Origin of the sequence: Acidocella sp., from assembly GCF_050253495.1 — a bacterium.
In the GTDB taxonomy this organism is placed as follows: domain Bacteria; phylum Pseudomonadota; class Alphaproteobacteria; order Acetobacterales; family Acetobacteraceae; genus Acidocella.
This window is the reverse complement of the sequence record NZ_JBFWIX010000002.1, coordinates 220509-245110: the sequence shown is the minus strand read 5'-3', so window position 1 is coordinate 245110 and position 24602 is coordinate 220509. Positions and strand designations below refer to the sequence as shown.

General features: G+C 61.5%; 23 protein-coding genes. 9 read left to right on the top strand and 14 right to left on the bottom strand.

Annotated features, from left to right (window positions below; genetic code table 11):
* Positions 1-67: 67 nt before the first annotated feature.
* The 4 genes from AB7D48_RS03350 to AB7D48_RS03335 form a co-directional block, all read right to left on the bottom strand.
* The gene (locus AB7D48_RS03350) at positions 68-364 is read right to left on the bottom strand and encodes a BRO-N domain-containing protein (RefSeq protein ID WP_427975906.1); all 297 of its coding nucleotides are present in this window, start codon (positions 362-364) and stop codon (positions 68-70) included.
* 230 nt (positions 365-594) lie between these two features.
* Entirely contained in the window at positions 595-1038 is a 444-nt protein-coding gene (locus AB7D48_RS03345; protein ID WP_427975898.1) for a DUF29 domain-containing protein, read from the bottom strand.
* Positions 1039-1237: 199 nt separating this feature from the next.
* Positions 1238-1702 (bottom strand): site-specific integrase, encoded by a 465-nt coding sequence (locus tag AB7D48_RS03340; RefSeq protein ID WP_427975897.1) that lies wholly within the window; start codon positions 1700-1702, stop codon positions 1238-1240.
* A gap of 82 nt (positions 1703-1784) precedes the next feature.
* On the bottom strand, positions 1785-2126 hold the full coding sequence (locus AB7D48_RS03335; RefSeq protein WP_427975896.1) for a hypothetical protein: 342 nt from the start codon (positions 2124-2126) through the stop codon (positions 1785-1787).
* 139 nt (positions 2127-2265) lie between these two features.
* On the opposite strand from AB7D48_RS03335, the gene AB7D48_RS03330 reads away from it, so the two are divergent.
* Together AB7D48_RS03330 and AB7D48_RS03325 are read left to right on the top strand one after the other, a co-directional pair.
* Positions 2266-2946, top strand: a complete 681-nt coding sequence (locus AB7D48_RS03330; protein WP_427975895.1) for an endonuclease/exonuclease/phosphatase family protein — start codon at positions 2266-2268, stop codon at positions 2944-2946.
* Between the two features lie 568 nt (positions 2947-3514).
* Positions 3515-3721, top strand: a complete 207-nt coding sequence (locus AB7D48_RS03325) for a hypothetical protein (RefSeq protein WP_427975894.1) — start codon at positions 3515-3517, stop codon at positions 3719-3721.
* Here AB7D48_RS03325 and AB7D48_RS03320 read toward each other — a convergent pair.
* Positions 3686-4759: an acyltransferase family protein gene (locus AB7D48_RS03320; RefSeq protein WP_427975905.1), complete on the bottom strand. Its 1074-nt coding sequence runs from the start codon at positions 4757-4759 to the stop codon at positions 3686-3688. The two genes, AB7D48_RS03325 and AB7D48_RS03320, sit on opposite strands and share 36 nt — an antisense overlap.
* Positions 4760-5191: 432 nt before the next feature.
* Between AB7D48_RS03320 and AB7D48_RS03315 the strand changes: the two genes are divergently transcribed.
* Positions 5192-6706, top strand: coding sequence for an undecaprenyl-phosphate glucose phosphotransferase (locus AB7D48_RS03315; RefSeq protein WP_427975893.1), 1515 nt, complete (start codon positions 5192-5194; stop codon positions 6704-6706).
* Positions 6696-7625: a glycosyltransferase family 2 protein gene (locus AB7D48_RS03310; protein ID WP_427975892.1), complete on the top strand. Its 930-nt coding sequence runs from the start codon at positions 6696-6698 to the stop codon at positions 7623-7625. Before AB7D48_RS03315 ends, AB7D48_RS03310 begins: the two co-directional genes overlap by 11 nt.
* Positions 7626-7781: 156 nt before the next feature.
* Here the strand turns inward: AB7D48_RS03310 and AB7D48_RS03305 are convergent, their stop codons facing one another.
* From AB7D48_RS03305 to AB7D48_RS03285, 5 genes are all read right to left on the bottom strand, one after another.
* Positions 7782-8837 carry a glycosyltransferase gene (locus AB7D48_RS03305; RefSeq protein ID WP_427975891.1) on the bottom strand — a complete coding sequence of 352 codons (1056 nt, stop codon included), beginning with the start codon at positions 8835-8837 and terminating at the stop codon, positions 7782-7784.
* Positions 8838-8842: 5 nt separating this feature from the next.
* Positions 8843-10012 carry a glycosyltransferase gene (locus AB7D48_RS03300; protein WP_427975890.1) on the bottom strand — a complete coding sequence of 390 codons (1170 nt, stop codon included), beginning with the start codon at positions 10010-10012 and terminating at the stop codon, positions 8843-8845.
* Positions 10009-11058 carry a glycosyltransferase family 4 protein gene (locus AB7D48_RS03295; RefSeq protein ID WP_427975889.1) on the bottom strand — a complete coding sequence of 350 codons (1050 nt, stop codon included), beginning with the start codon at positions 11056-11058 and terminating at the stop codon, positions 10009-10011. The genes AB7D48_RS03300 and AB7D48_RS03295 overlap by 4 nt, the downstream gene beginning before the upstream one ends.
* On the bottom strand, positions 11055-12491 hold the full coding sequence (locus AB7D48_RS03290) for a hypothetical protein (RefSeq protein WP_427975888.1): 1437 nt from the start codon (positions 12489-12491) through the stop codon (positions 11055-11057). The genes AB7D48_RS03295 and AB7D48_RS03290 overlap by 4 nt, the downstream gene beginning before the upstream one ends.
* A 206-nt stretch (positions 12492-12697) precedes the next feature.
* Complete coding sequence (locus AB7D48_RS03285) at positions 12698-12961, bottom strand: hypothetical protein (RefSeq protein ID WP_427975887.1); 264 nt, start codon at positions 12959-12961, stop codon at positions 12698-12700.
* Here AB7D48_RS03285 and AB7D48_RS03280 point away from each other — a divergent pair.
* The 5 genes from AB7D48_RS03280 to AB7D48_RS03260 all read left to right on the top strand — a co-directional run bounded on the left by AB7D48_RS03280 (position 12936) and on the right by AB7D48_RS03260 (position 19500).
* Positions 12936-13916, top strand: a complete 981-nt coding sequence (locus AB7D48_RS03280) for a polysaccharide biosynthesis/export family protein (protein WP_427975886.1) — start codon at positions 12936-12938, stop codon at positions 13914-13916. The two genes, AB7D48_RS03285 and AB7D48_RS03280, sit on opposite strands and share 26 nt — an antisense overlap.
* Before the next feature lie 10 nt (positions 13917-13926).
* The gene (locus AB7D48_RS03275; protein ID WP_427975885.1) at positions 13927-16353 is read left to right on the top strand and encodes a GumC family protein; all 2427 of its coding nucleotides are present in this window, start codon (positions 13927-13929) and stop codon (positions 16351-16353) included.
* A gap of 35 nt (positions 16354-16388) precedes the next feature.
* Positions 16389-16922, top strand: a complete 534-nt coding sequence (locus tag AB7D48_RS03270; RefSeq protein WP_427975884.1) for an acyltransferase — start codon at positions 16389-16391, stop codon at positions 16920-16922.
* Positions 16916-18409, top strand: a complete 1494-nt coding sequence (locus tag AB7D48_RS03265; protein WP_427975883.1) for a lipopolysaccharide biosynthesis protein — start codon at positions 16916-16918, stop codon at positions 18407-18409. The genes AB7D48_RS03270 and AB7D48_RS03265 overlap by 7 nt, the downstream gene beginning before the upstream one ends.
* Before the next feature lie 113 nt (positions 18410-18522).
* Positions 18523-19500, top strand: a complete 978-nt coding sequence (locus tag AB7D48_RS03260; protein WP_427975882.1) for a glycosyltransferase family 8 protein — start codon at positions 18523-18525, stop codon at positions 19498-19500.
* An 86-nt stretch (positions 19501-19586) separates the two neighbouring features.
* Here AB7D48_RS03260 and AB7D48_RS03255 read toward each other — a convergent pair whose 3' ends face one another.
* The 4 genes from AB7D48_RS03255 to AB7D48_RS03240 all read right to left on the bottom strand — a co-directional run bounded on the left by AB7D48_RS03255 (position 19587) and on the right by AB7D48_RS03240 (position 24519).
* Positions 19587-20513 carry a hypothetical protein gene (locus AB7D48_RS03255; protein WP_427975881.1) on the bottom strand — a complete coding sequence of 309 codons (927 nt, stop codon included), beginning with the start codon at positions 20511-20513 and terminating at the stop codon, positions 19587-19589.
* A gap of 142 nt (positions 20514-20655) precedes the next feature.
* Positions 20656-22245 carry a GMC oxidoreductase gene (locus tag AB7D48_RS03250; RefSeq protein WP_427975880.1) on the bottom strand — a complete coding sequence of 530 codons (1590 nt, stop codon included), beginning with the start codon at positions 22243-22245 and terminating at the stop codon, positions 20656-20658.
* Between the two features lie 43 nt (positions 22246-22288).
* Complete coding sequence (locus AB7D48_RS03245) at positions 22289-23419, bottom strand: UDP-galactopyranose mutase (protein WP_427975879.1); 1131 nt, start codon at positions 23417-23419, stop codon at positions 22289-22291.
* Positions 23416-24519: an acyltransferase family protein gene (locus tag AB7D48_RS03240; protein ID WP_427975878.1), complete on the bottom strand. Its 1104-nt coding sequence runs from the start codon at positions 24517-24519 to the stop codon at positions 23416-23418. The genes AB7D48_RS03245 and AB7D48_RS03240 overlap by 4 nt, the downstream gene beginning before the upstream one ends.
* Between the last annotated feature and the right edge of the window lie 83 nt (positions 24520-24602).

The window sequence follows — 24602 nt, the reverse complement described above, 5'->3', positions numbered from 1 at the left end:
AAGGAGCCCAGCAGGTGGGTTATGGAACAGGTGGTGCCGTGGACGGTGAGGCAGTAACCCGCCTAGCCTAGCGGTGCAGGGCCTTGGGCTGCATGGTGTCCACCTTGGCCGCCAGTTCGTCGCGCTCGTCTTTGAGGCACTCCACCTTGGCCTGTAGGCGCTGCAAGACCATCAAGGTAAGCTCGTCCTCGGAGAGTTCGCCCGTGCGGACCTTTTCCTCACCCTTCACGTACATGCCGTCCTTGCGGATAGCGGGCAGGACCTCGCGGGTAACCCAGTCCTGGAACTGGCGGGCCTCGGGGTTGTCCGAACGCATGACCAGCTTGTAGAGGCCGGATTCCGAGATAATGTTCATATTCTGTATACCTCCATGGGTCCTGATTGGTGCCGCACCCCTTTCGTCATCGGATAAGCACCGCAGGGGCGCGTGGGTGTCTACGGCCCCGTGGAGTTATGTACCCGGTAAAGCAGTGCCCGGCACACGTCCGCCGCCACGAACCAGGGGTTGCCCTCGCGGGTCACAATGCGGACCTGACGGCCCTGGAAATATTCTGAGTAGGTGATTCCCGAAGTAGGACCCGAACCTACGCCCGTTCAGCCCTCCGGCCAGAAGTCGTCCGCCATGATTTGCTCGAATGGCCACGGGCACACGATAGGGAACACCGCCCGGTCCAGCCCGGTCCCCCGTGCAGCCCCTAGGATAGCCAGCCGGTAACCCGAGGCAATGGAGGCGTCTAAGGTGCCCTTGAGGCTTGGATTGTCGGCAAGATGGTCAGCCAACCGGTCCCGCTGTTCCTCTATGGTCAGCCGCCAGCTTGTGCCACGGAGGGCTGGCTGAACCTGCCATTTGAGGAGATGCATGAGAAGCACGGACAGGCGGTTTACCAGTTCGCGCTTCTCAGACTTACCCATGCTCTCAATTTCCTCCGCGATATGCTCAACATCTGCCTGGGACAGCTTGCCCGCCCGTAACAGAGCGGCTTGCTCAGTAGCCCAGGCGTAGAAATCGCGGTCATATAGATTGGAACTGCTGCTCATCGGTCCTGCTCCATATGACTACCTATACAGCATCAGCAAGGCCCGGGCAGCCCAGTTCGACGCCCCCGGCAGGACTCGAACCCGCACAAACGAACCTTTCAAGGCTAGATGCTTTGCGTGACATACAGAGCCGCAAGGTCCACCTCCAGCCATATCACCTTCTCTATGGCCTCTTTCAGCTTAGCCAGGGGGATGCCCTTCAATACCACTTGCGGCTTTCCCCGCCGCTTTCGTGACCTGTCAGCAGGTCTATCCTGCCCTCATTTACCTCGGCCTCGTACAGCTTGGTTGTCACGCTATGACGGAATGAGTGGTAATCCAGCTCCTTCTGATAAATACTCGCGTTCCGCAGGTATCGGCTGAAATCCTTGCTGAAATAAAACCCACGCTTCTGATCTGGGCCACCCGGTCTCAGGTCCGGAAACACGGGCGCATCTGGGGCGATTGCGGTAGCCTGGACATAATCGAGGAAGCCCAGCCGGATCAATTCGGAATGTAGCGGCACCCGGCGACGGGACTGCTGGTTCTTGAGTTGCCGCCCGTCCGCATCGGTGATGTTCAGGAACCAGACTTCTCCCTCCTGCCCCACGTCCTCGCCTCGCAACTGGGCGAATTCTTCCAGGCGGTTACCATGGAACGCCCCCAGCAGCGGCAGCCAGAACATGGCGTCCTTGATGATCTGATCCCCAGGCGCTGCCCGATGGCGGCCCGTACAGCCGATCCAGATAGCGAGGAAAAGAGCGCCTTCAAATCTTCCCCGGTCCACATTTTCCGCTGGCTCCGGGCGGGAGCCGCCCGGTCTCTATTAGGAATTTGAAGAACTGAGAGAGTGCCCAGAAGTGCCGCTTAATCGTTTTCTCGGATAACGTGTCCGCCTCCGCTGGGGCATCGGCCATGATGGCACGGATAGGCTTATCCCTCTCCGCATGGGACTTTCGGTATTTGGCGGGTATCTGCCGCAGCGTGGCCCGGAACCGTTCGCCATCTACCGCTGTATAGTCATCCACCGGCCTGTCATCCACGATCTCAAGGAACAGGGCAAAGGGAGCGGCCATGAACGCCCAAACGGCCCCCAGGCGATCGTTCAAACACTCCCTGGTGATGAGCCGGACCGACGAATGAACCGCCCACCACGTTCTAGCTTGGCGTGATTGCTTCAGCTACCATTCACAACGAAACCGGATCGACTAATTTGTCTTCAGGAGAGACAAGGAGGAGTTCAAGACAATGCATTATGTCGTCGCATCATGGAATATCGAGAAAAACGGCCAATCCTCCACCGGCATAAAGCAGCAAAAAGTTTCAGACTTCATTGATTTCTGCTCCTCAATCCCGGTCCATATTATCTTTCTATGCGAAGTTCATTCTTCACGCGTTAAGGATTACGCAAGCCATCTCAGGAATGTGTATGGCCTTTCCTATCATGTCGAATCTTTGCCGGGCGGCCATAGCAACGCCTATATCGTCATGATCCGCAAAAGCCTGAAAGCCGATCCGATGCAGGACAGACTAAAGGGGCTAAATAGAGGGGCCATCATCCTCCAAATCGACAATGATTTACTTTTAACACTGGCCCATTTCAAATCTGGGCAAAACGGCCTGACAAAAGATCAGCTCCAAAACGCCGCCGGCTTTCTCGACGGCGCGCAGCCTGGACGATGGGCAATCATTGGAGACATGAACTGGGATTACAGGAACAAGGGAGCGCTGACTGTTCCAGGTGGAGCCCACGCTTCATCTTGCTGGCCCGATATGTCTCAGGCCAAAGGCGGTATTTTGGATTGGTGCTTAGCTGGAGGCGCCACCCAAGTTGAGCCTCTCGATTGCAATAGCCTCTTGAGCGACGAAACGAAGGATATGACGGGACCGGATCATCGGCCGGTGATTTTCACCTTAGGACCGTCATGATGTCAGTCCAGCCAAGTCATGCGCTTTGTGAATCCTGAGGATTCCCAATCGGCCCGGCTGGTATCCTCGCATGCCCATCGTGAATGACCATCCACCGGGGAGCCCCCCCGGCTCTCATTTCCGCGTTAGCACAAAGTTAGCAAAGGCAGGCAGGCTCGCCTCCTGCCACCCATGGCGTGGGACATATGGCGCGGGACATGAGGAGCGGCGAAGGCACCTCCATGCACAACCGGAACGAACGCTCCCCCAATCGCCAATGAGCCGCGCCGCCAATAATGCAGCGTGCCATCGAATTATGTCATCGGCGGCATGACCGTAAATTCAATCTGAACAGCCATGCCGAGCCAGCCATCGCAATCGGCCGGGGCAGCGCGGGACACCCAGAGCAGGCATGCCCCCTGCCCCATCACCCACCTGGAAAATTAATTTGGTATCAGTTGACCCGGCAAAGCAACCAAAGGTAGCATAACATTCTTGTTATTCCCGTGTTTACTGTCTTCTGCCTCTTTAGTCTCGTGCGAATTTGGCAGCGGCCAGTTCTGGTTCAGTCTCAAGAAGGGGCAGCGCAATGCAAAACCTGAAAAGCGCGGTAAGCATCTCCGTCTCCGTCACGGGCGAGGACAAGACCTCCCCCAGGCGGACATGGCACGACCGCGTCGCGGATTTTTGGCAAGGCGAGCGGCTTCCCGCGGGCCCCGCTTTGCTGGTTATGGTCTTTCTGGCGCTGTTTTTTTGGGGCTTAGCGGCGCTGGGGTGGCGGCTGCTGGCGGGATAAAGGCCGCGCCCCCGCCCCGGCCTGCATGGACGCGGAACGCATGCGCCGTCCTAACCAGCGGCGCAGCGGAATGTCATATAACCGGCTCGCTCCCCAGGCAACGACAATGACTCCACCCATGGTGGCCAGCGCCAATTCCGGCGCCCATGCCTGCAAATGCCGCATCTTCATCAAATTGGCCACCGCCACCACGAACGGATAATGCAGCACATAAAGCGGGTATGAAAGCTCCCCCAGCCAGCGCCAGATGGGGTCCAACCGCGCACGGGGCGCCGCTGCGGCCCCCACCCCAACCAACAGCGGAAACACCAGCACCACCGCCACCACGTCATACCAGGCGCCGCCAAAAGCCGGCGCCCCCAACACCAGCAACAACGGCACAACCGCCCAATGGCCCCAGCCATGCAAGGGGCCGCCGCTTCCCAGCGTGCGGCGCATCAACACCCCCACGGCAAAGGGGAATAGAACACGCCCGCCCCCCAAGTAAAAATCTCCCCAGCTATAGCCGACATTCAAGCCGCCATGGCCTAGCGCCACATAAGCGACAAGCCCTGCCCCCAACACGCAGACAGCCATGAGGCGGTAACGCGTCAGCCATATGAAGGCCCCAGCATAGAGAAGATTGACCCAGAGTTCGATCGAAAGAGACCATAACGGTGTATCCACCGGAAACGCCCATGGCCGCACGGAAAGCAGCGCCGAGCTGGGAAACAGCATGGCATTGGCCAGCACGGCCTTCAAAATGGCGGAGACCTTAATCCCCAATCCAGGCTGCGCCAGCGCCACCGCCAGATAAACCGCCGTGCCCAGCACCAGCCCAAGCGCCACGAGCGGATACAGCCTGAGCAGCCGCACGCGCAAAAACCCCCAAACCCCCATGCCACGCGCCAGGCGCGAATCATAAGCATGGGCGATGACAAATCCGCTGAGCAGAAAAAAGAAATCCACGGCGAGATAGGCATGCGCCGGCGAGTAACCCAGCATGAAATATTCACAGCTGTGAAAAGCCAGAACGGCCAGGGCCGCGACGCCCCGCATCCCATCCAGGACAAGGTAATGCTGTGTATTATTCTGCGGGGCGCGGCGCATTATCTCGTCCAGTTATCCCGTCCATATGTGAAAAGCGGCCGAACAAATTCGCCTGAAAGCTTTCTCGCCAGCATCATCCCGCCTCTGCTCACGGAATTGTTTTGTGTATTTTAGACGCCCTCATGATACACCGCTCCGCATGGCACGGTAAAGTTTTAATATTAAATTTAGTTATTTTCTTATTATTTAAGCAATACAGGTAAACAAAACCATGCTTTCACTTGAAAATCTACGATTTTTTCCAAATTCTAATTTAATTGACTCTTTTTATATTGATGTGGCATTAATATTGCTGCTTTGCGGTATCTCTTAAAATAGAAGCTCCCGGCCAATTACGGCCTGTTTTTTGTGACTGTTTGGATTTAGCCGAGGGGTATTGGCATGATGATGGATCATTCGCTTGTTCAGTCGCTTTTTTTAGACAGACCCCTCGACCTCAACGCCCATCATTCCACCTCGCGGGTCAAACAGCCCCACCTGCCGGCTGGCGCGTTTACCTTCGCGGTCGTGGGGTGCGACCTGCTCATCGTCGCGCTGCTCACCGCGCCGCTCGCGCATCTGCTGATCCAAAACCATACCGTGCTGCTGCCCGCCGCCGCCGTCACCCTGACGCTCCTGGCGGCCTGCATCCTCATCTACGCCTCGGGCTTCCATAAAACCGAGATCATCGCCAATTTCGGGCGGTATCTGCGCCGTCTGTCCCGCGTCCTGCCGCTGCTTCTCCTGGCCCTGGCCTATGCCGAACTCGCCTGGCTCTCTTATCTGCGCCTCATCGCGCCGTCTTCGCTCATGCATGACGGCTTCATCATCGCCGCATGGTTCGGCTTGGTCCTGGCGGGCGTTACGGCATGGCGTTACGCCGCCTCCCGCCTCTATCGCCATTTCACCGATACCGGGATGATCCGCCATAACGTGGTCGTGCTTGGCACGACCGAGACCGCGCAAGCCTTCATCGATGGGCTGCGCAAGGCCAACCTCGGCGCCCGCGTGGAGGCTGTCTTCGATGAGTCCGCGCATAACAGCGCCATGAAGACATTCAACGGCGTTCCGGTCCGCGGCGGCATCGCCGCGTTGCTGAACTTCCACAAGCATCATGCCATCGACACCGTCGCGGTGGCGCTCCCGCTGCAAAACCAGGAGGAAATCGCCACCCTGGTGCGGCGCCTGAGCTGGCAGCCCCTGCAAGTGCGGCTCGTGCCCGCGCCCTTCACCTTCGAGATCCCGCCCCATCTCTGCGCGCCGGCGGGTGAGATTCCGGGCATGCAATTGCTGCGGCTCGCGGACCCGCCGATCGAGCTCAGGGGGCAAATCGTCAAGACCCTGTTCGACAAATGCGCGGCCCTGGCGGCCCTGCTCCTGTTCGGACCGCTGATGCTCGTCTGCGCGGCCATCATCAAAATCACCAGCCCCGGCCCGGTTCTGTTCCAGCAGCCTCGCGTGGGGCTGCGCAACCGCACCTTCATGATGTATAAATTCCGCTCCATGCACATGAAGGATTGCGGGCATTCGGTCCTTACTTCCCGCAATGACAGCCGGATTTTCCCCTTCGGCCACATACTGCGCAAACTAAGCCTGGATGAGCTGCCGCAATTATTCAATGTTCTGAAGGGCGACATGTCCATGGTCGGCCCACGCCCGCACATGCCCCAGGCCCGCGCCGCCGGCGCCCTGTATTACGACATCGTGCCAGACTACGCGGCCCGCCACCGCGTCAAGCCCGGCATCACGGGGTGGGCACAGGTCAATGGCTGGCGCGGCCCGACGGAAACCGTCGAGCAGATCGAAAACAGGGTGCGCCACGACATCTATTATGTCGAAAACTGGTCGCTCTGGCTGGATGTCAAAATCCTGTTCCGGACCGCCAAGGTCGGGTTTTTCGGCAAAAATGCCTTCTGAGACCCTCATCAACACCTGGCGGAACACGCCGCCAGGCGCCATGCCTCCCGCCGGGGCGCGCGTGGCCGTGATCGTCGCGTCTCTTGGCCGCAGCGAGGAAATCGGCTTGCTCCTCGTGCATTTGCAGCGCCAAACCTTGCTCCCGGCCCGCATCGTGCTCTCCGTCGAGAGCGCGCGCGATCTCCCCTCCGACATTCCCGCGGGCGTGGACATCATCATGGGGCCGCGCAGCCTCACCGCGCAGCGCAATCGCGGCCTGGACAAGGTGCTGGGGGATTGCGACATCGTGATGTTTTACGATGATGATTTCGTGCCCTCGGATGATTCCCTGGCGCAGATCGCCGCCTTATTCGCCGCCCATCCGGACATCGCCGGCGCAACCGGCGCCGTATTGCGCGACGGCGTGAAACAAGGCGGCATCAGCTACCGGGATGCCCGCATCGCCCTGGCCGCCGCCCCCGCTCCGAACCCGGCGGACATGCGGGATACGGATGCCGCCTATGGCTGCAACATGGCTTTCCGTGCCAATGCCATCGGCGCCACGCGCTTCGACGAGACATTACCGCTCTACGCCTGGCAGGAAGATGTCGATTTCACCGGGCAAATGCTCACCAAGGGCCGCGTGGTGAAAACCAGCGCCTTCTCCGGCGTGCATCGCGGCGTCAGCAAGGGGCGGACCCCAGGATTGAAGCTGGGCTATTCGCAAATCGTCAATCCCGCTTACCTCGTGGCCAAGGGCACCATGCGCCCCCGCAAGGCGGTCATCCTGGCGATGAAGAACATGCTGGCCAATCATGCGCGCTTGCTGCGGCCGGAACCTTTCATCGACCGGGCGGGCCGCGCGCGTGGCAACTGGCTGGGGCTATGGCACCTCATCACCGGACGGAAGGACCCGCGCCACGCCCTGCGGCTTGGTTAGCGGCACCACCCGGCCCGCATCGCACCGTTCAAGGACAACCCAGGAATGACCTTGAAATAATCAAAAAGCTCCGTGGGGCCCGGAGGCTTTCATGCCCTCCCGCCGCAAGATCGTGGGTTTCACGGAAACAGCCGCCCAAAAACCTTCCTGAATATTTCAGGTCTTTTTCAGCAACTCGCCATAGATCGTTTCCATGTCCCGGCAAACACGCTCGACCAGAAAACGCTCCGCGCCCTGCTTGGCCCGCGCGGCATAATCCTGGCGCAGCGCCGGGTCGTTGAGCAACTGCGCCAGCGCCTTGGCCAATGCCTCGGGCTGGCGCGGCGGCACCAGCATCCCGGCCTTGCCATCATCGAGCATCGCCGGAATGCCATCGACATCGGTGGCGATGATCGGCAGCCCCGCATACCGCGCCTCGGCGATCACCAACGGACCGGGGTCCGCATGCGAGGCGAGAACGAAAATGTCCGCCGCGTGCAGATATTGGCGCGGATCGTCGCAAAACCCCAAAAACACGGCCGAGGCGCCCAGGCTAAGCTCCTCCGCGAGATCCTTGTAATCCTGCAACATCGGCCCCTCGCCGGCGAGATAGAGAACCGCCTCGGGATTGCTCGGGCGCAACGAGGCGAAGGCATGCAGCAAATCCACAACCCCCTTGCGCGGATGCATTCCACAAACGGTCAGCACCGCCGGGTGCTTCAATTCGGCCCGAGAAAAATCCAGCGGCAGCCGTGGAGAACCGACAGAGCCATTCTGCACCATGCGCAGGCGCGTCTCGCTCACACCTCTCTTGCGCATGGAATCATAACCCGTCCGGCCAACGGTCACGATACGGTCCGCCAGCCCCATCAACCAGGCTGAACGATCGAATTCATTATGCAAGGTCGTGACGATTTTCCGGCCAAACAGCCTATGCGGCTGCACCAGCACACTCTGCGCGGCCATATGCACATGGATTACATCGGGGCGGAAATCCCGCACCGCCTTCAGCAATTGCCAATTGGCACGCAAAAAATCAGGCAGATTGCGATGCGGCTGTTCGATCCGGTAGAGCCGCACCCCGGCGCCGCGCAACAACTCCAGATAATCTCCATCGGCGCAGCCATACCCAACCTCGTGCCCCATCCGCGCCTGGGTATGCGCCAAATCAACCGAGACATTCACATGTCCGTTGGCCTTGCCGCAATGATTCAGAAGATGCATGATTCGCATGGCGTTCATTCCTCTCCGATCGCATGTCCGGCGGCGGACAAGCCGGCGGCACGGCCAAACATGCCCATCGCCCGCTCCACGGCTCCCATCAGCCGCTCACGGAACAACATCTCTGAAAACCGCATGGCATTCGCGCGGCAAGCCTCGGCCGAAATCCCCTCCTCCAGCGCCTCGAACCGGCCTATGGCGGCGGCGATCGCCTCCTTGCTCTGCTCGGGAAACAGAATGCCCGTGGGCACGGAAGCGCCCGCGGGAAAAATATCGCGCGCGCCCCCTTCCGCGAAGGCGATCACGGGCGTCCCACAAGCCTGGGCCTCGACCATGGTGATGCCAAAATCCTCTTCCGCCGCGAAGATCATGGCTTTTGCGCCCTGCATCAGCCTCACCAGCTCGGCATGCGGCACGGGTGGAAGCAGCGTGATGTTCGCGGCCCCGGCGGCGGCTTTTTCCACCTGCGGGGCGTTGGTGCCAGCACCGACAATGGTCAGTCGGCACGCCGGCAAATCCCGAAACGCCTCGGCGATCAGCTCGACACGCTTATAAGGCACGAATCTCGACGCCACGAGATACCCGGCCCGCGCCCCCTCTCCCGGCGTGAAGCGTTCCACCGCCACGGGGGGCGGCACCACCAGCGCCTCACGCCGCCAGGCTTTTTGAATTCTCCTGGCGATGTAACTGGAATTGGCCAGGAACAGATCCACCCCATTGGCGGACATCGCATCCCATAACCGCATCCTGTGCAGCGCCCAGCGCACATACAGCCCCTTCGGCCCGCGCTCCAATCCACTTTCACGCAGATACTGGCTCTGCAAATCCCAGGCATACCGGATCGGCGAATGCACGTAGCTGACATGCACCTGCCTTGGCCCGGTCAACACCCCCTTGGCCACGGCATGATTGCTGGAAATCACCAGATCGTAGCCGCTCAGATCGAACTGCTCGATGGCCAGCGGCATGAGCTGCAAATAATTGCGAAAATGCCCACGCGCGAACGGCAGGCGCTGGATGAAGCTGGTCCGCACCGTCCGCCCGCCGAGAAAGCCGCGCTCCGCCTCAGGCAGAAAATCCACGACCGCGAAAAGATCAGCCTGGGGGTAGCATTTCAGCAGCTCCCCCACCACGCGCTCGGAGCCCGCATAATGCTCCAGCCATTCATGTATGATCGCGACTTTCATCTGAACTCGAACAGTTTCTTGGCAATGCCATCCAGCGTGGCCGCCGCGCGTGCCCAGGTCAGGGTCGCCGCGCGGGCGCGCCCGGCCGCGCGCAACTCCTGCTGGCGCGCGGGAGAATCCAGCACCGCCAGCACTTGCGCCGCAACATCCTCGGGCGAATGCGGGTTGCAAAACTGCACGGCGCCATATCCAATCTCGCGCATGACGGGGATATTGGCGGCAACAACCGGGCAGCCGCATGCCATGGCTTCCACCGGCGGCAGACCAAACCCCTCATAACGTGACGGAAAAATGAAACATCCGGCATGTTCATAAAGGGCTTTTAATTGTTCATCGCTGACCCTGCCGATATAGCGGGCGGGCTGCGGCAGCTTGTCCGCCGCCTGAAACGCCTCTCCCCCCATGCTTCCCGCCATCACCAGCGGAATCCCGCGCTCTTCCAGCCTCTGGGCGAGCAGTCCCAAAACAGCCAGGTTCTTATGCGCGGCCAACGTTCCGACACCAAGCACGAACCGTCCTGGCTCAAGCCCATGCTCGGCCAATATCTCCGGCGCGGTGCCGATGCGCCGCATATGGTCGGCACCTTCCGGCATCACATGCACCTGCGAGGAGCGCGCCGGCAAATGGCGCAGGATCTCCTGACGGGAAAATTCCGAAACAGTGACGATGGCCGCCCCTCTCAAAATCAGCGCGTTCTGTAAAACCTTATACCAGATGCGGAATTTTCTTGAATAGGCCGCGGGCGTGCTGAACACCCCGGCATCGTGAATGACGACGAGCTGCCGGCGCATCCATAACGGGCCGGTATTGCCAAGGTTGAACAGCACGCCCCCGGCCGCGGCACGGGGCAAATCCAGCTGCTCCCAGCCTTGGCCGTGACGGGTACCCACTTCACGCGCCGAGGACCAGTCCGCCCCGCCTCCCGGCGGGGTCAGCAGCGTGTAGCGCGGATCGTGCGCCTGCAAGGCCCGCGTGACCTCCACGGCGAAACGTTGCACCCCGGAAAGGGGCTGAGTGGCAAAACGCCCATTGATGTACAGATTCATGGATTGGCACGCCCCAACGGCGTCATTGTCAGCCTCGCCACCGCCTGGCCCACATGCCGGCGTGGCGCCGCCTCGCGCAGCCCCCGCGCCGTGGCGGCCACCAGCATGGCCAGCAGCAGGTAAAAATCCGGAGAGGAGATGGTGGGCCCTGAAAGCAAGGCGGAAACCAGGGCGGAAATCAAGGCCGCCGCGCTGCCGCGCATGACATGGCGCAAGAGCGGGTCCTCGGTCCGGCGCATCGCCCGGCGCGCCCGCAAGGTCAACACACCGCCGAACCAGACCAGCCCCCCCACGCCCCACAGCCCGATGGCGGCCAGCAGCCCCGGCAGCAGGCTGGACGAGCGGTTGCTGCCCCAGCCCACCCCAAGCCCGTAAGTGGCGCTCATTTCCAGCAGACTGTCCCGGTCGGCCGTGGAACGGTCCTGGTAAGAGGAGGATTGCCGCTTATCCAACGTGGCGTTGATCACCAGCATGGCCTCCTTGGCGGCACCGGGCGCGACGGCCGGCACCGCCCCGGCCGCCAGCCCCCCCAGCACCAGAAACACCGCCATCCCGATGGCCAGGCGCTTGCGCAGCAGCGGGCCACCGGCAATGACCACGCGCGCCACCAGGAGCATGGCCATGGCCAGCAACGTGACATACCCGGTGGAGGCGGTGGTCAACAGCACCACGCAGAGCCCCCCCCAGAATGTCAGGCGCGGCAGCAGCCGGCGGTCGCCATTGAGCATGACCCATCCCGCCGCGCTGAGCGAGGCGCACATATAGGCGGAGAGAGACGATGGCTCGCTGAACGGGCCGTTCAGACGCGTGAGCGAGCCGATCGTCTGGTCTGAAAGCTGCGACCAGCCGGGATTGGAATGGAAAAACGCCGACGGATAGGGAATATGCAGGATATTTCCCGCAAATTGCCAAAACGCGATGAAGATGACCAACAGGCCGCTGGCCAGATACGCATCCAGCAAACGCGCCAGCAACATCCCCGGACGGGTGAGATAGAGGGCGGCGCAGATGGTGAGCAGCGCGTTGGCGAGCAGATACATATCCTGCGTGATATTGCCCGCATTTGGCGCCAGCGGCGAGCGGACCAGAAAAGGCGAGATTTTCTGCGGCCAGACCAGCACATCCCCCTCGAACAGGCGCGGCATGATGAAGGAGCTGATCAAGGCGCCGCAGATCACCAGGATAAACGGCGCCAGCAGCAGCAAGGCCGGGCGTTCGGCATGATACCGCACGCCATTGAACATATTGAGCAGGAACAGCCCGATGAACATCGCCGCGGGCACCAGGGCCGGCGTGACGCCAAGCCCGCCAACCACCAGGATCGCCGCCGCCGAAAACACGGAATAGACCAACACCAATGCCAGCAAGGCGGCGGGACGGCGCCAGAACCACAGGCAGGGCAGGATCAGCAAACTGCCGATCGCAGTGATCATCGACGGTCAATCCTCTTGAAAACTCTGCGGGCGGGGTCCAATGGCGCGGCTGAAATGACGGCGTTAACATGAGGCACGACAAAGTCGCTTTACAAGGCTCTTACCCTCAAACTGCAATGTATTAATACACACGCAATGTTGCGATGAATAATCTTTTTTCGTATTATTCATCAAGAACGATACCGCAATACAATTTTTACCTTGCATCAAGCAAGGCTTTGGCCGATTGATTTCATTATAGAGATCATGAGCTGGAAATATGTTTTTCGACCTATCTGCCTGCAATTCACCAAATCGCGGTAACGGATAAACCTTTTTATGAAATATTTTTGGAACCCTTTGGGTTTTTTAAACCTTTCCAGCCGGGCGCGCACCCCTTCGGTTGCGTTCGCCGCCGTCGCCGCACTCTCAGGTTGTTCATCTCCTCCGCCAACCTCCCATCTCGTGGCCGCAACCTCCACGGCGGCCACCCTGCCCTCCGCCGTGGTCTCGCAAAGCTCCGAAACCCTGCCGCCTCTTTCATCCACCCCGGACACATACGCCCCTTACCGTCTTGGTCCGGACGACGTGATCTCGATCTCCGTCTACATGCACCCCGAGCTTTCCCAGCCCGAGCCAGGGCAAACCTCGGGCTCCGGCGGCGTGATGATCACCAGCGGCGGCACCGTCGGCCTGCCCTTGGTCGGCACCGTGAAGCTGTCCGGCCTCACCCTGGCGCAGGCGCAAAGCCAGCTCACCTCCGCCTATGGCCAATACATCCAAAACCCCAATGTCGCCGTTCAGCTCGTCTCCGCGCGCAGCCTGCGCTATTACCTCCTGGGGGATTTCTCTTCTCCCGGCGTGAAATATCCAGGCCACGACCTGACCCTGCTGGAGGCGCTGGCCCTCGGCGGCAATCTGGACGTGGACAATGCCGATCTCTACCAGGCCTATGTCGCCGTGGGGTCCCGCAAGCTCCCCGTGGATCTGCGCGCCCTGCTGGTGAATGGCGACATGACGCAAAACATCGTGCTGCAACCTGGCGCCACCATCGTCGTCCCGCCTTCCTCCTACGAAAAGGCCTTCGTCTTCGGCGCGGTCGGCAAGCCTGGCGCCATCGCGTTCCAGGGGGGTGGCCTCACCCTGCTGCAAGCCATGAGCGAAGCCGGCATGGATCTCAGCAACTACACCCAGGCGCAACTGGCGCAGGTGCGGCTGATCCGCTCGCACGGCGCCTCGGCCGATTTCATCGTGGTCGACGCCAGCAAGATCCTCGATGGCCAGGCCGTTCCCTTCCCCCTGCAACCGGGAGATATCGTGTTCGTGCCGCCCACCGGCGTCGCCACCTGGAATCAGGTTCTGGATAAATTGCTGCCTTCGCTCAACACCGTCGCGGGCATCCTCAACCCGTTCGTGTCGATCAAGTACCTCTCGAAGGACAATTAAGGAGACGGCGATGCCGGCGCAACTGCCCGCGATTGCACTTCACGAGACGCATGACACGGTCGATATCGGCCAGTTCATCCGCACCCTGCGCCGCCGGGCGCGCACCATCCTGCTGTTCATGGGCCTGGCCGGAGGCGCCGCCCTGCTGCATGTGCTGTTCGCCACGCCGCAATTCACCGCCCGCGGCGCGCTTTATCTGGGCGAGACCCAGCCGGACAATGGCGGCAACGATGCCAACGGCACCCTCAATCTCTCCGCCTATTCCACGCAAAGCAGCGTGGAAACGCAGATCGAACTGCTGACCACCGGCACGCTGATCGAGCGCGCCGTGCTCGAAACCGGGCTCAACACCACCATCCGCCCCGCCGGCACACCGGCCTTGACCTATTGGCGCTGGCGTTTTTTCGATGGCGGCAACCCCCAGGCCTTCGTGCCCGGCCCGCAAAGCCTGGAGGTGGTGAACGCAACCCTGGCCGGGCATTACCGGCTGAAGACAGGGCCGGACAACAGCTACAAGCTTTATGCCGCGGGCGGGCTGTTCAAAACATCCCAACCCGTGCTCACGGGCACCATCGGCCAGGCAGCGCACAGCCCGGCCGGCGCGTTGCTGGTGCGCTTCGCCGCCCAGGGCGGCAACGGCGCTCCACCTCCCAAGCTCGCGCCCGGGCAGGAATATGACCTCAATATCGTATCGCCGGCAGCATTGGCCGACAGCCTCGCCGGCGGCGCGCTCAGCGTGAATGCCGGCGGCAGCCCCACCCAGCCGACCAAGCTCGCCACGCTGCAATTCCGCTGGGCGGACCCCTATCAGGCCCAGTCCTTCATCAACCAGCTGATGCAGGACTACATCTCCACGCAACTGCAATGGAAGACCGAAGCCGCCTCGGTGACGGAAAGCTTCGTGACCGACCAGCTCGCCAAGGTCTCGCAAAAGCTGGCGCAAGCCGACCGCGATCTTTCAAACTACCAGGCCAAGACCGGCATCATCGACCCGCAGCAGAGCGCGCAGGCCGCCGTCACGCAAATGAGCGACCTGCAACGCCAGCGCGCCAATCTCCTGTTGCAGATGCAGGCCTTGCAGCAATTGCACCGCACCTTCTCCACCAAGAGCGGCTCGGTCAATCCGTACCTGATCAGCCAGACCAACGACAGCGTGCTCTCCGCCCTCAGCACCTCGCTTTCGGAAGCCCAGGTGAAACTGAGCCAATTGCAGGCCGAATATACATCGAACGCGCAAAACGTGGTCGTCCAGCAGGCGCAGGTCACCCAGCTTCGCGCCTCGATCAGCGAACTGGTCGCCAACGACCTCAAGGCCGCGACCCAAAGCCTGGTCGATCTCGACAAGCTGATCGCCAGCTACCGCGACGAGCTGAAGAACCAGCCCGTGGAATCGCTGAAGGTGCAATCGCTGAAACGCACCTCCGACCAGCTCGGCAAACTATACGAGCTGCTGACCCAGAAGGCCGAACAGGCGCAGATCTCCAAAGCCGCGACGATCATCGACACACGCATCGTCACCCCGTCCCAGCTTCCGCTGGGCGCCACCTCCCCCCGCCCGACGATCACCGTCATCGCCGGGCTGCTGGCCGGCTTCATCGCCGGGGTGGTGCTGGTCTTCGTGCAACGCGCCCTCTCCGGGCGTTATGAGAGCGAGGACCAAATCCGCCGCGCCATCGCGCTTCCCGTCTATGGCGCCGTGCCCCGTCAATCCCACGGGCCGGTGCTGCCCGACGGCACGGCCCAGGCCATGCTGTTCGGGCCGGACGGGTTCAACGCCTTCGCCGAGGCCTTCCATCTGCTCAAGCGCAATGTCTACCGCCATACGGACCCCGACCATGCCTCGGTGATCCTGGTCATCTCGGCCAGCCAGCAGGACGGCAAGACCACCATCGCCGCGAATCTCGCCCGGAGCCTCGCCGAAGACGGCAAGCGCGTGCTGCTGCTGGATTGCGACATCTATCTCAGCCGCCTGCAAAGCCTGGCGAATTTCAGCTTCCTGCCGGGCCTGACGGACTGGCTGCGCACCGGCACCAGGCCCGAGTTGCAGGATTGGGCCGATGGCGGCTTCCAGGTGCTGCCCGCTGGCCGGCTCCGGCCCGAGCGCGGCGCCCGCCTGGACGAACCCGCCCTCGCCGCAATCATCGAAACCCTCAAGACGGAATTCGATTATCTGATCCTGGACAGCCCCCCTCTTCCCGTCGTTTCCGACGGGTTGATCCTGGGCGGTTTCGCGGATCTCATCCTCTCCGTGGTCAGCGTCTCACAAACGCTCCGCCGCAATTTCGAACTGCATAACGAGCTGATCGAAGCCCTGGACAAACCCCACGCCCTGATCATCAACGGCGCCGACGCCTCCGGTTATGACGGCACCGACTCTTATTTTCTCGGCGCCGCCCAGCGGCGGCCAAGATTTACCGGCTGGTTCCGCATCAATTGACCCGCGCGCAAGCCCCAACATAGGAACCACCGCCAATGGGGAACTTCATCCATCGCGTGACCGACGCATTGCTGCGCAGTGAATATCTGCCCGTGGGCGCGCGCATGCCGCTCATGCGCCGCCTGGGCTACGACATCCACCCTTCCGCCTGCCTCTGGGCCGGCGCCAATCTGCGTTCCAAATCCCTCACGATCGGCCCGGACGTATTCATCAATGTCGGGTTTTTCTTCGACGGTTTTCAGAAGCTGGAAATCGCCGGCAATGTCCGCATCGGGCAATTCGTGCGGGTCATCACCGCCACCCATGAAATCGGCCCGCCCGGCCAGCGTTGCACGATAGAGGCGATCGGCGGCCCCGTGCGCATCGGCAAGGGCAGCTGGATCGGCTGCAACGTCACCTTGCTGCCCAATGTCACGGTGGCGGAAGGCTGCGTGATCGCCGCGGGTGCCGTGGTCACGCGCTCGACCCTGCCGAACGGGCTTTATGCCGGCGTCCCGGCCCGCCTCGTCCGCATGCTGGACGGTGCCGTCCCCCCCGCCATGCCAGCCCCCCTGGCCCCGGCATGCTAGGATACAAGACCGCCCTCAGCGGGTCGCTGATGGTCGCGGCGCGGCTGCTCAGCCGCGTCATCGATCTCTGCGCCATGCTGATCCTGGCGCGCCTGCTGACCCCCGTGGATTTTGGCTTGGCCGCCATCGCCATGACCTTGGTGACGATCCTGGAAGCCGCGCTGGAATTACCGCTCAGCCAGGCTCTGGTGCAGTTGCCCCGCATGCTGCCGCATCATTTTCACACCGCCTTCACCATCAGCCTGCTGCGCGGTCTGCTGCTCTGCCTCCTCTGCGCCGGCCTCGCCATTCCCTTCGCGCGCTGGTACGGGCATCCTGAGCTCACCCCCCTGATCCAAGCCTTGAGTCTGGCGCCGGCGGCGCGCGGTCTGCAAAATCCGCGCCTGGCCGAATATGCGAAAGCCCTGAACTTCAAATATGAATTTTATTTTGAACTAACCGGCAAGGGCGTCGCCTTTCTGGTCGGCAGCCTGGCCGCCTATCTCACGCGTTCCTACTGGGCCATCGCGCTCTGCACCATCGTCGCACCGGTGGTCATCACCTTGCTAAGCTATGCCTTCATCTCCTACCGCCCCCGCCTCTCGCTGCGCGACTGGCGGCTGTTCAGCGGTTTCCTCGGATGGATCAGCCTTTCGCAAATCCTCATGGCCATCAACCTGCAATCGGACCAGCTCCTGCTCGGCAAGCTGATGCCCGCCTCACGGTTTGGCCTGTTCACAACAGCCAATAATCTCACCCTTGTGCCCCTCAGCGCTCTGTTCGCGCCCTTGCTGCGCCCGCTGCTCTCCGCCTTCACGCTGGTCCGTGAAGACCGGCAACGTCTGAATGAAAGCTATCAAAGCGCCGCCAGTTCCGTGGTCGCCATCGGCCTGCCGCTGCTCGCCGGGCAGGCGGCCGTGGCGCAGCCTCTGGTGCTCGTGCTGCTTGGCCCAAAATGGGCCAGCGCCGCCCCCCTGGTCAGCTGGCTTTCAATCAGCCTCATCCCGTATCTGTTCGGCATCCTGCTTACACCGCTAAGCATGTCGCTGGGGCAAACACGTGAAATCGCCTGGCGAAACATGATTCAGGTTCTCGTCAAGCTGCCCCTGGTCGTTATCGGGGCGATCGAATATGGTTTCGAAGGCGTAATCGCCGCCAGGCTGATCTCCGAAACGGCGACGGCCATTTTCTGCATGGCCAGCATCCGCAAATTATCCAGTCTTTCGCTCGCCTCGCAATTCCGGGTAAATCTGCGTGCCATCCTGTCCTGCGGGGTGATGCTGGGCGCGGTGCTCGGCCTGGATGCGGCGATGGATCTTCCCCTCTCCCTGGCCTTCCAGCTCCTGCGTCTTCTCGTGCTCGCCGGAGTGGGCGCCCTGGTTTATACAAGCTGCCTGCTGCTCTCCTGGCATTTGGCCGGGCGTCCCCGCGGGCTGGAGGACACGGTATTGCGCGGCCTGCGCACCTTTCGCAACAAGCGAGACCTCTCCGAGGGACAAATGGTTTAACGATCGAAAAAAGCCGCTATAATGTCAGCCAATCATGGCGGTTTTGCCTTTGCCCTCACAGCCTGCCACAAGCAGCGCGGGCAAAAGGCCGTCTGCCGGAAAGGTTAATCATAATGCCGTCCTGCTGCATCTGCTACACGACCGACCCGGGCTATCTGTTCCCGACCTTTGTCAGCGCCATCCAAGCGCGGCGTCATACGCCAAGGGATGTTGCCGACATCGCCATTTTCAGCATCGACGGCACGGCGGACATGGAGCGTGCCTTCGCCCAGGCTTGCGCCGCGGAAGACATCCGCCTTCTGCCCATCTCATCCAGCCAGGTGGAGGGTGCCGGCGCCATGCTGGCCCGCCTGTTTCTGGACCGGATCGTACCGGCTGAATATGACCAGTTTCTTTATATCGATGGCGACACGCAAATCACCGGCGCGCTCACGCCGCTTTTGCAAGCGCCCGTGCCGGAAGGGCAGTTTTGCGCCGCCAGCGACCCCATGACCTTCTCGCTTCAGGGGGAAGGCCGCCACGACCGCGAACTCGTCAGCTATTTCGACTCCCTCGGGCTCGATGCCGCGCGGCAGCGCAACTATTTCAACAGCGGCGTCCTGCGCATCAACCGCGCGGGCTGGGACAGGATCGGCCGTGAATCCTGGGCCTTGTTTCAGCAACTGCGCGGCCGCTCGCGCTATCCCGATCAGGACGCGCTCAATCTTGTGGCGATGGATCTCAGAATTCCCATGTCATTGAGCTGGAATTTTCCGATCTTCCTGCGCAATGCCCGGTTGGAACACGCCATCACGCCGCGCATCATCCACTATATGGGCAGCCCGAAACCATGGCACGGGCAATTCCTGCCTTGGGGCATGGCCGAATATGAAACCTATCTGGCCGTGGTGAGGCGTTATCCCGCGCTCACACCTTTCCTCACCCGCATGCCCTGGCCGCGCAAGCTGAAATATATTCTTCAGCAGCGCTACAAGCAAAAGCTCGAAACCACGACCTGGGGCAACGGGCAGCGCCACCGGGAAATCCTGCATTATGAGGGCTGGGTGAAACGTGGCTTGGTGCCACCCGCCGGCGCCGTCTCCGCCGGCTGAACAAACACGGCTTCATATGGCTCTGGCGCCCTGCCGGAAATCATCCTGAAGCAGCCGCCAAATCCTTGCCCTGGCGGGCCTTGCCGTCAGCGCCGCACGGCAAATCTGCGCGGCATCGGCAATTCCGCCACCCTGTCGGGAAGATTATTCAACACCTTCCAAACCATGCCGGCCATGCGGCGCAACATGCGGCGCGGCTCGGGCGTCTTGGTCAAGGCCGGCAGATAGCCCAGCACCAGATCCATCACAAACCGGCGCGGATGGGCCAGCGCGTCGATATCGCTTCCATCCCGGTAAAGCCCGCGCATGGTGGTGATGATCGGCTCTTCGTCGATATTATTGACCTTGCAGAAATCACGCAGCTCATCCCAGGGAGAAACCCCGCGCTCGCGCAGCATCTTGTAATTTGGCCCCCCGACCGGGCGTGTATGGCGAACCTTCACCTCATCGATGATGGCAATCTGCCCCATCGGCTTGTCCACCAGCTTGGGCCAGACAAAATCCAGCCCCCAACCGCTGAGATTTTGATTGAATAACGGCACCGCCTTCTCCAGCACCCCGGCGGTGAAACAAGGCGCCATCACCTCGACATAATTGGTATAGCGCAAAATAAAATTACGATTATGCAAGGTGGTGAGATGGCCGAAATAACTGCCCCAGGCCAGGGACGGCTGCGCCACCTGCAAGCCGCGCGCGGCGAAGATCTCAAAAAGGCGGTTGATTTCCTCCTTGCTGGTTTCAAGATCGTCGTCCGGCAGCCAGATATGCTCATAATCGCGCAGGAATCCCGGGTTTTCACGAAGCAAGGCTTGCAGTGCTGGCCATTTCGGCCCCTTGCTGTCGATCCGGGTGACATCGTCGCGCCGATAAAGTTCCGGATCGTCGCCATAATAATTCACCACGATATCCCAGCTTCGCGCGCCCTCGCCCGACAGCCAGCCAGGATGCAAGGAGCGCTCCCCCGCGCGAACGATCACGAGATTACGCCGCGCCCCGTCAAATTGCGAACCCATCGCTATTTTCCCTCATCCGATCGCATGCGCAGGCTTATTTCTTAGGCGCAAACCCACCATCTTGCCAGCATGAAAATGAGCGAATTCCCTAAACATCCGATCATCTTTCCAAGACATCGTCCACCCTCCGCGAATCTTCCGCTCATTGGCGCGCGCGCAGCCGGTCGGCCAGCCGCAACGCCAGGGCAACGATCATCTGCGTCGGATTGGCATGGCTGGAGGTCGGAAACACGGAGCTTCCCGCCACGAACAATCCCGAAACCCCATGCACCTGGCTGTTCCTGTCCACCACGCTGCGCGCGGGATCGTCGCCCATGCGCGTGGTCCCGGTGGGATGCGCGACATCCATGAACATCTCCGGCAACGGCCCGGCCATTGCGACCCAGGCTTCGGGGTGCAATGGCGGCAGGCCAAGGCGGGTGAATTCCACCGCCACCAGCGCCGTCAGGCGCCGCAGGCTGCGCGCCTCTTCCTCGTGCACCCGCCAGTCGATCCGCGCCAGCGGCATGCCCAGCCTGTCGCGCCTGGAGGAAAGACGAACCCGGCTTTCCGGATCCGGCCATTGCTCGATCATGCAAACAAGATCGAGCCGGTCGATCTTGCGTGGCAAGCCGTTCCGGGCCAGCACATGGTCGCGCACCCCGCGCAGCAGCAGCCCGGCATTCCCCGCGATATCGACCATCTGCCGCGGCCCCGCGCGGCCCCTGGCCAGCGCCTTCATCGCGTTCCAAGGATCGTCCCCGGCAATTCGCCCTTCCAGCCAGGCGCTGGCGTTCAGCAGCCCTTCCTGCGCCTGCATGGCCGGGCTCAGCCGCAACCCGGCGGCGAAAACCTGCCCCCCCGCGATGCGGTAATGGCCGAACACACGGCGCAACCTCGCCGTTCCACGCAATGAAAACTGCCCCGTCGGGCCGCGCAGATGATCCATCAGATAACGCCCCACCTGATCCCGCGCATTGCCGATACCCGCCGGAATTTGACCATTCGCGCAAAGCAGCAGACGGGCATTCTCAATGCCGCCGCAGCATAAAACCAGCGCCTTCACCGGCACCAGGCGGCGCTCGCCCTCCTCCCCGGCAAGCGTGATCGCGGCCACCTTGTCACAAGCCTCGTTGAGATGAATATCGCACAAGGTCGTGTTGAGGAGCAGCGTCACCGCCTTGCCAAGCTGCTCGGGCAAGGGCGGACCAAACCGCGTATAGCCGCGCGGCCCGTGCGCAGCGCGCGAGAATTGCCAGAAATGCGGGATCAGCCTGTCCTCGTCGAAAGCCGGGATCCGCCGCCGCCGCCCCGCCAGCTCCCAGAATCCATCGCCGGCAAACCCCGTGCCCACGCTCAGTCCCAGATATGGCGCGGCACGTTCCAGATAAGGCCGCAACTCCCCAGGCTGTAACGGCCAACCCGATTGGGGCACCCATGCGCGCGGCCTGAAATCGATGTCGTCGAACGGCACACAGCGCCCGCTCCAGGTATGAGACGTGCCACCCAGAATACGGTTGCGGACCAGCCATTGATCCTCGATGCGCGCATGCCCGGCATTTTCCACCTCGTTCAGCGCGTCGGCCTCCGGGCGCCGTTCCATGCCGCCGCTTTCCACCAGCAGCACACGCAACCCGCTTCCGGAAAGTTCACGCGCCAGCGCCGCGCCAGCCGGCCCGGTGCCGACAACGCACACATCGGAGTCCAGCGCTCCCTCGGGCGCCTGGCAGAGAGCTTGAAAACGCCGCCGCATCACCTCTCCCGCACCGGCTCGGTCACATCGTGAATCATGGCGATCACGCCTCGCGATTTTGCGCCAACCAGCGCTGTGCTCCCGCCAGCGACTGGTTGATCACCTGATCCATATCCAAATATTGATAGGTGCCGCACCGGCCGATAAAGGCCATGTTCGGCTCGTCGCGCGCCAAAAGCCGGTATTCTTCGTAGAGCGTCTGGTAACGCCCATCCGCCGTCTTCACCGGATAATAGCGCTCCATCCCATTGTCGCGGTAATCGCAAGGCTCTTCCTTGGTCACGCTTCGCCGCCCCGTCTCCCGCACCCGATGGTTGGGCAAGGCATCCCAAACGGTCTCGCGGGTAAATGGCCCGGCATCGGTGAAATTCACCACCGGGGCCGCCGGCGCTGGCCCGTCCGGCTCCATCCGTTTATGAAACCTGATGGAGCGGTAAGGCAGTTCCCCAAGTCTGCAACCGAAATATTCATCCACCGGCATCGCATTGAAGCAGAAGGTGAAATCGCGCAAAGCGGATTTGTCGAAGGAAGCGGAAAGCTCCACCTTAATTCTTGGATGTTCGAAAATACGCTCGAACAGGGCCGTATAACCATCGGCGGGCATGATCTGCGTCTCGTCGCTGGCGAAATACGTATCCTCCCGGTCCATGCGCAGGGGAATGCGCTTGACCACGGCGGCGGACATCTCCTCCAGATCCATCTGCCACATTTTCTTGGTGTAGGGCCGAAAGAACAAATCCGTCAGCTCCTGGCCAATCTTCGCATAAAGATGCTCCGCCGCGTTACGCGGCTCGGCAATGGGCAAGGCGATCCGGGCAAGATGCTCGCTCACCTGCGCGGGTGTTTCATAGGCCGTGGCGAAAACTTCGTTCACCGTATCGAGATTGATCGGCAACGGCACCAGCCTGCCATCGTGCAGCCTTGCCCGCACCTTGTGCGTATAAGGCAGAAACCGGCCGAACGGCCGCAGCCAATCCAGCACATGCGATAATTTGGTATGGAAAAGATGCGGCCCGTAAGCATGCACGCGCACGCCGTTCTCGTCGGTGAAATCATAGGCGTTACCGCCAAGATGCGGGCGCTTGTCGATCACCCTCACCTCATGCCCGGCCTCCGCCAGAACCCGCGCATAAACAGCGCCGGAGAATCCAGCCCCCACGACCAGGACCGTCATCCCATCTTCCCTTCTATCGTCAAAGCCCTGGCGATACGCCCGCGCCAGCCAAGATAGGCTGTTTCAATATTTTTCAGCGTCTTTCTGAATCTTTGCGCTGGACGTTCAACACAGTGCCAGGAAAACGCCGCGACCAGCAAAGCCGCCGGCAGCCCGACAAGCAGATTGCCCGCCGGCTCGCGGGCGAAAGGCAGGAAATGATAGCAGGCCTGCTGCAACGCGAAACTATACAGGAAAATACCGTAGGAATAGTCAGCCCCACGCAAAAGCCGCCGGCTGGGATTGAGCAAGCCAAGATACACCGTGACATAAGCCACCGGCAGCGGCGCGAAAAAATCCCCGCCAGGCAGCACGCTCAGGCACAGCCCGCCCAGCAGCGCCGCCGCCACGCAAAGCGGCGCCGAATAAGGCACAAGCTCGCGGTACAGATAAAGCGACACCCCGCACAGAAACGTCGCGACCAATAACGCCCCGTTAATCGCTCCCGGCACGGGCACCAGCACACCATCGTGGCGTATCAATGTCACCGCCAGATAAGCCAGCGTCACGGCCACCACCCCGATCGGCGCGAGCACCCGCCAGCGCCACAGGCCCAGCAGCATCAGCCCGCTCAGCGTGATATAGCAGCCCAGTTCAAAGGGAATGGTCCATAATTGGCCATTGACCACGCCCGGCAGCGGATTGTCCGCGAAAACGCCGGGCAGGTAAAAATGCACATCGCCGACGACATTGCGCAAATAATGCAGGAACAGCGGATCCGTGAAATATTCGGACAAGCTCAGATGCGTCGCGAACGGTCCGAGCAGAAACGCGGAAAGTAAAACCTCCACACCCAGCGCCGGGTAGATCCGCAACACGCGCAAGGCCAGGAACATGCCCAGGGTCCGCGAACGCTCCAGGCTACCCGCGACGAGAAAGCCGCTGAGCGCGAAAAAAGCCGGCAGAATGAAACGCATCAGCGGCCGCGCTGGACTCAGGAAAATGGCGTTCACCGCCTGGAAGCCGTCGCAAATGATCCAGGCGTGTAAAACCAGGATGGACAGCGCCAGGGTCAACCGGAGGTAATCGAACCCGGAGGCATGGCCTCCAGTCTGCTGCAATCTCAGTGTCAACGACGTTCTTGTCATGCCAACCCCGGCGATCACCAGCGTTTCACCCCTGCCCTTCGCAAGACGAAGGCTCC

What these genes read in the sequence shown, in the direction of transcription:
- AB7D48_RS03345 (WP_427975898.1), bottom strand. Translation starts at nt 1,038, where the DNA reads ATGAGCAGCAGTTCCAATCTATATGACCGCGATTTCTACGCCTGGGCT.
- AB7D48_RS03340 (WP_427975897.1), bottom strand. Translation starts at nt 1,702, where the DNA reads ATGTTCTGGCTGCCGCTGCTGGGGGCGTTCCATGGTAACCGCCTGGAA.
- AB7D48_RS03330 (WP_427975895.1), top strand. Translation starts at nt 2,266, where the DNA reads ATGCATTATGTCGTCGCATCATGGAATATCGAGAAAAACGGCCAATCC.
- AB7D48_RS03325 (WP_427975894.1), top strand. Translation starts at nt 3,515, where the DNA reads ATGCAAAACCTGAAAAGCGCGGTAAGCATCTCCGTCTCCGTCACGGGC.
- AB7D48_RS03320 (WP_427975905.1), bottom strand. Translation starts at nt 4,759, where the DNA reads ATGCGGGGCGTCGCGGCCCTGGCCGTTCTGGCTTTTCACAGCTGTGAA.
- AB7D48_RS03315 (WP_427975893.1), top strand. Translation starts at nt 5,192, where the DNA reads ATGATGATGGATCATTCGCTTGTTCAGTCGCTTTTTTTAGACAGACCC.
- AB7D48_RS03310 (WP_427975892.1), top strand. Translation starts at nt 6,696, where the DNA reads ATGCCTTCTGAGACCCTCATCAACACCTGGCGGAACACGCCGCCAGGC.
- AB7D48_RS03305 (WP_427975891.1), bottom strand. Translation starts at nt 8,837, where the DNA reads ATGCGAATCATGCATCTTCTGAATCATTGCGGCAAGGCCAACGGACAT.
- AB7D48_RS03300 (WP_427975890.1), bottom strand. Translation starts at nt 10,012, where the DNA reads ATGAAAGTCGCGATCATACATGAATGGCTGGAGCATTATGCGGGCTCC.
- AB7D48_RS03295 (WP_427975889.1), bottom strand. Translation starts at nt 11,058, where the DNA reads ATGAATCTGTACATCAATGGGCGTTTTGCCACTCAGCCCCTTTCCGGG.
- AB7D48_RS03290 (WP_427975888.1), bottom strand. Translation starts at nt 12,491, where the DNA reads ATGATCACTGCGATCGGCAGTTTGCTGATCCTGCCCTGCCTGTGGTTC.
- AB7D48_RS03275 (WP_427975885.1), top strand. Translation starts at nt 13,927, where the DNA reads ATGCCGGCGCAACTGCCCGCGATTGCACTTCACGAGACGCATGACACG.
- AB7D48_RS03270 (WP_427975884.1), top strand. Translation starts at nt 16,389, where the DNA reads ATGGGGAACTTCATCCATCGCGTGACCGACGCATTGCTGCGCAGTGAA.
- AB7D48_RS03265 (WP_427975883.1), top strand. Translation starts at nt 16,916, where the DNA reads ATGCTAGGATACAAGACCGCCCTCAGCGGGTCGCTGATGGTCGCGGCG.
- AB7D48_RS03260 (WP_427975882.1), top strand. Translation starts at nt 18,523, where the DNA reads ATGCCGTCCTGCTGCATCTGCTACACGACCGACCCGGGCTATCTGTTC.
- AB7D48_RS03255 (WP_427975881.1), bottom strand. Translation starts at nt 20,513, where the DNA reads ATGGGTTCGCAATTTGACGGGGCGCGGCGTAATCTCGTGATCGTTCGC.
- AB7D48_RS03250 (WP_427975880.1), bottom strand. Translation starts at nt 22,245, where the DNA reads ATGCGGCGGCGTTTTCAAGCTCTCTGCCAGGCGCCCGAGGGAGCGCTG.
- AB7D48_RS03245 (WP_427975879.1), bottom strand. Translation starts at nt 23,419, where the DNA reads ATGACGGTCCTGGTCGTGGGGGCTGGATTCTCCGGCGCTGTTTATGCG.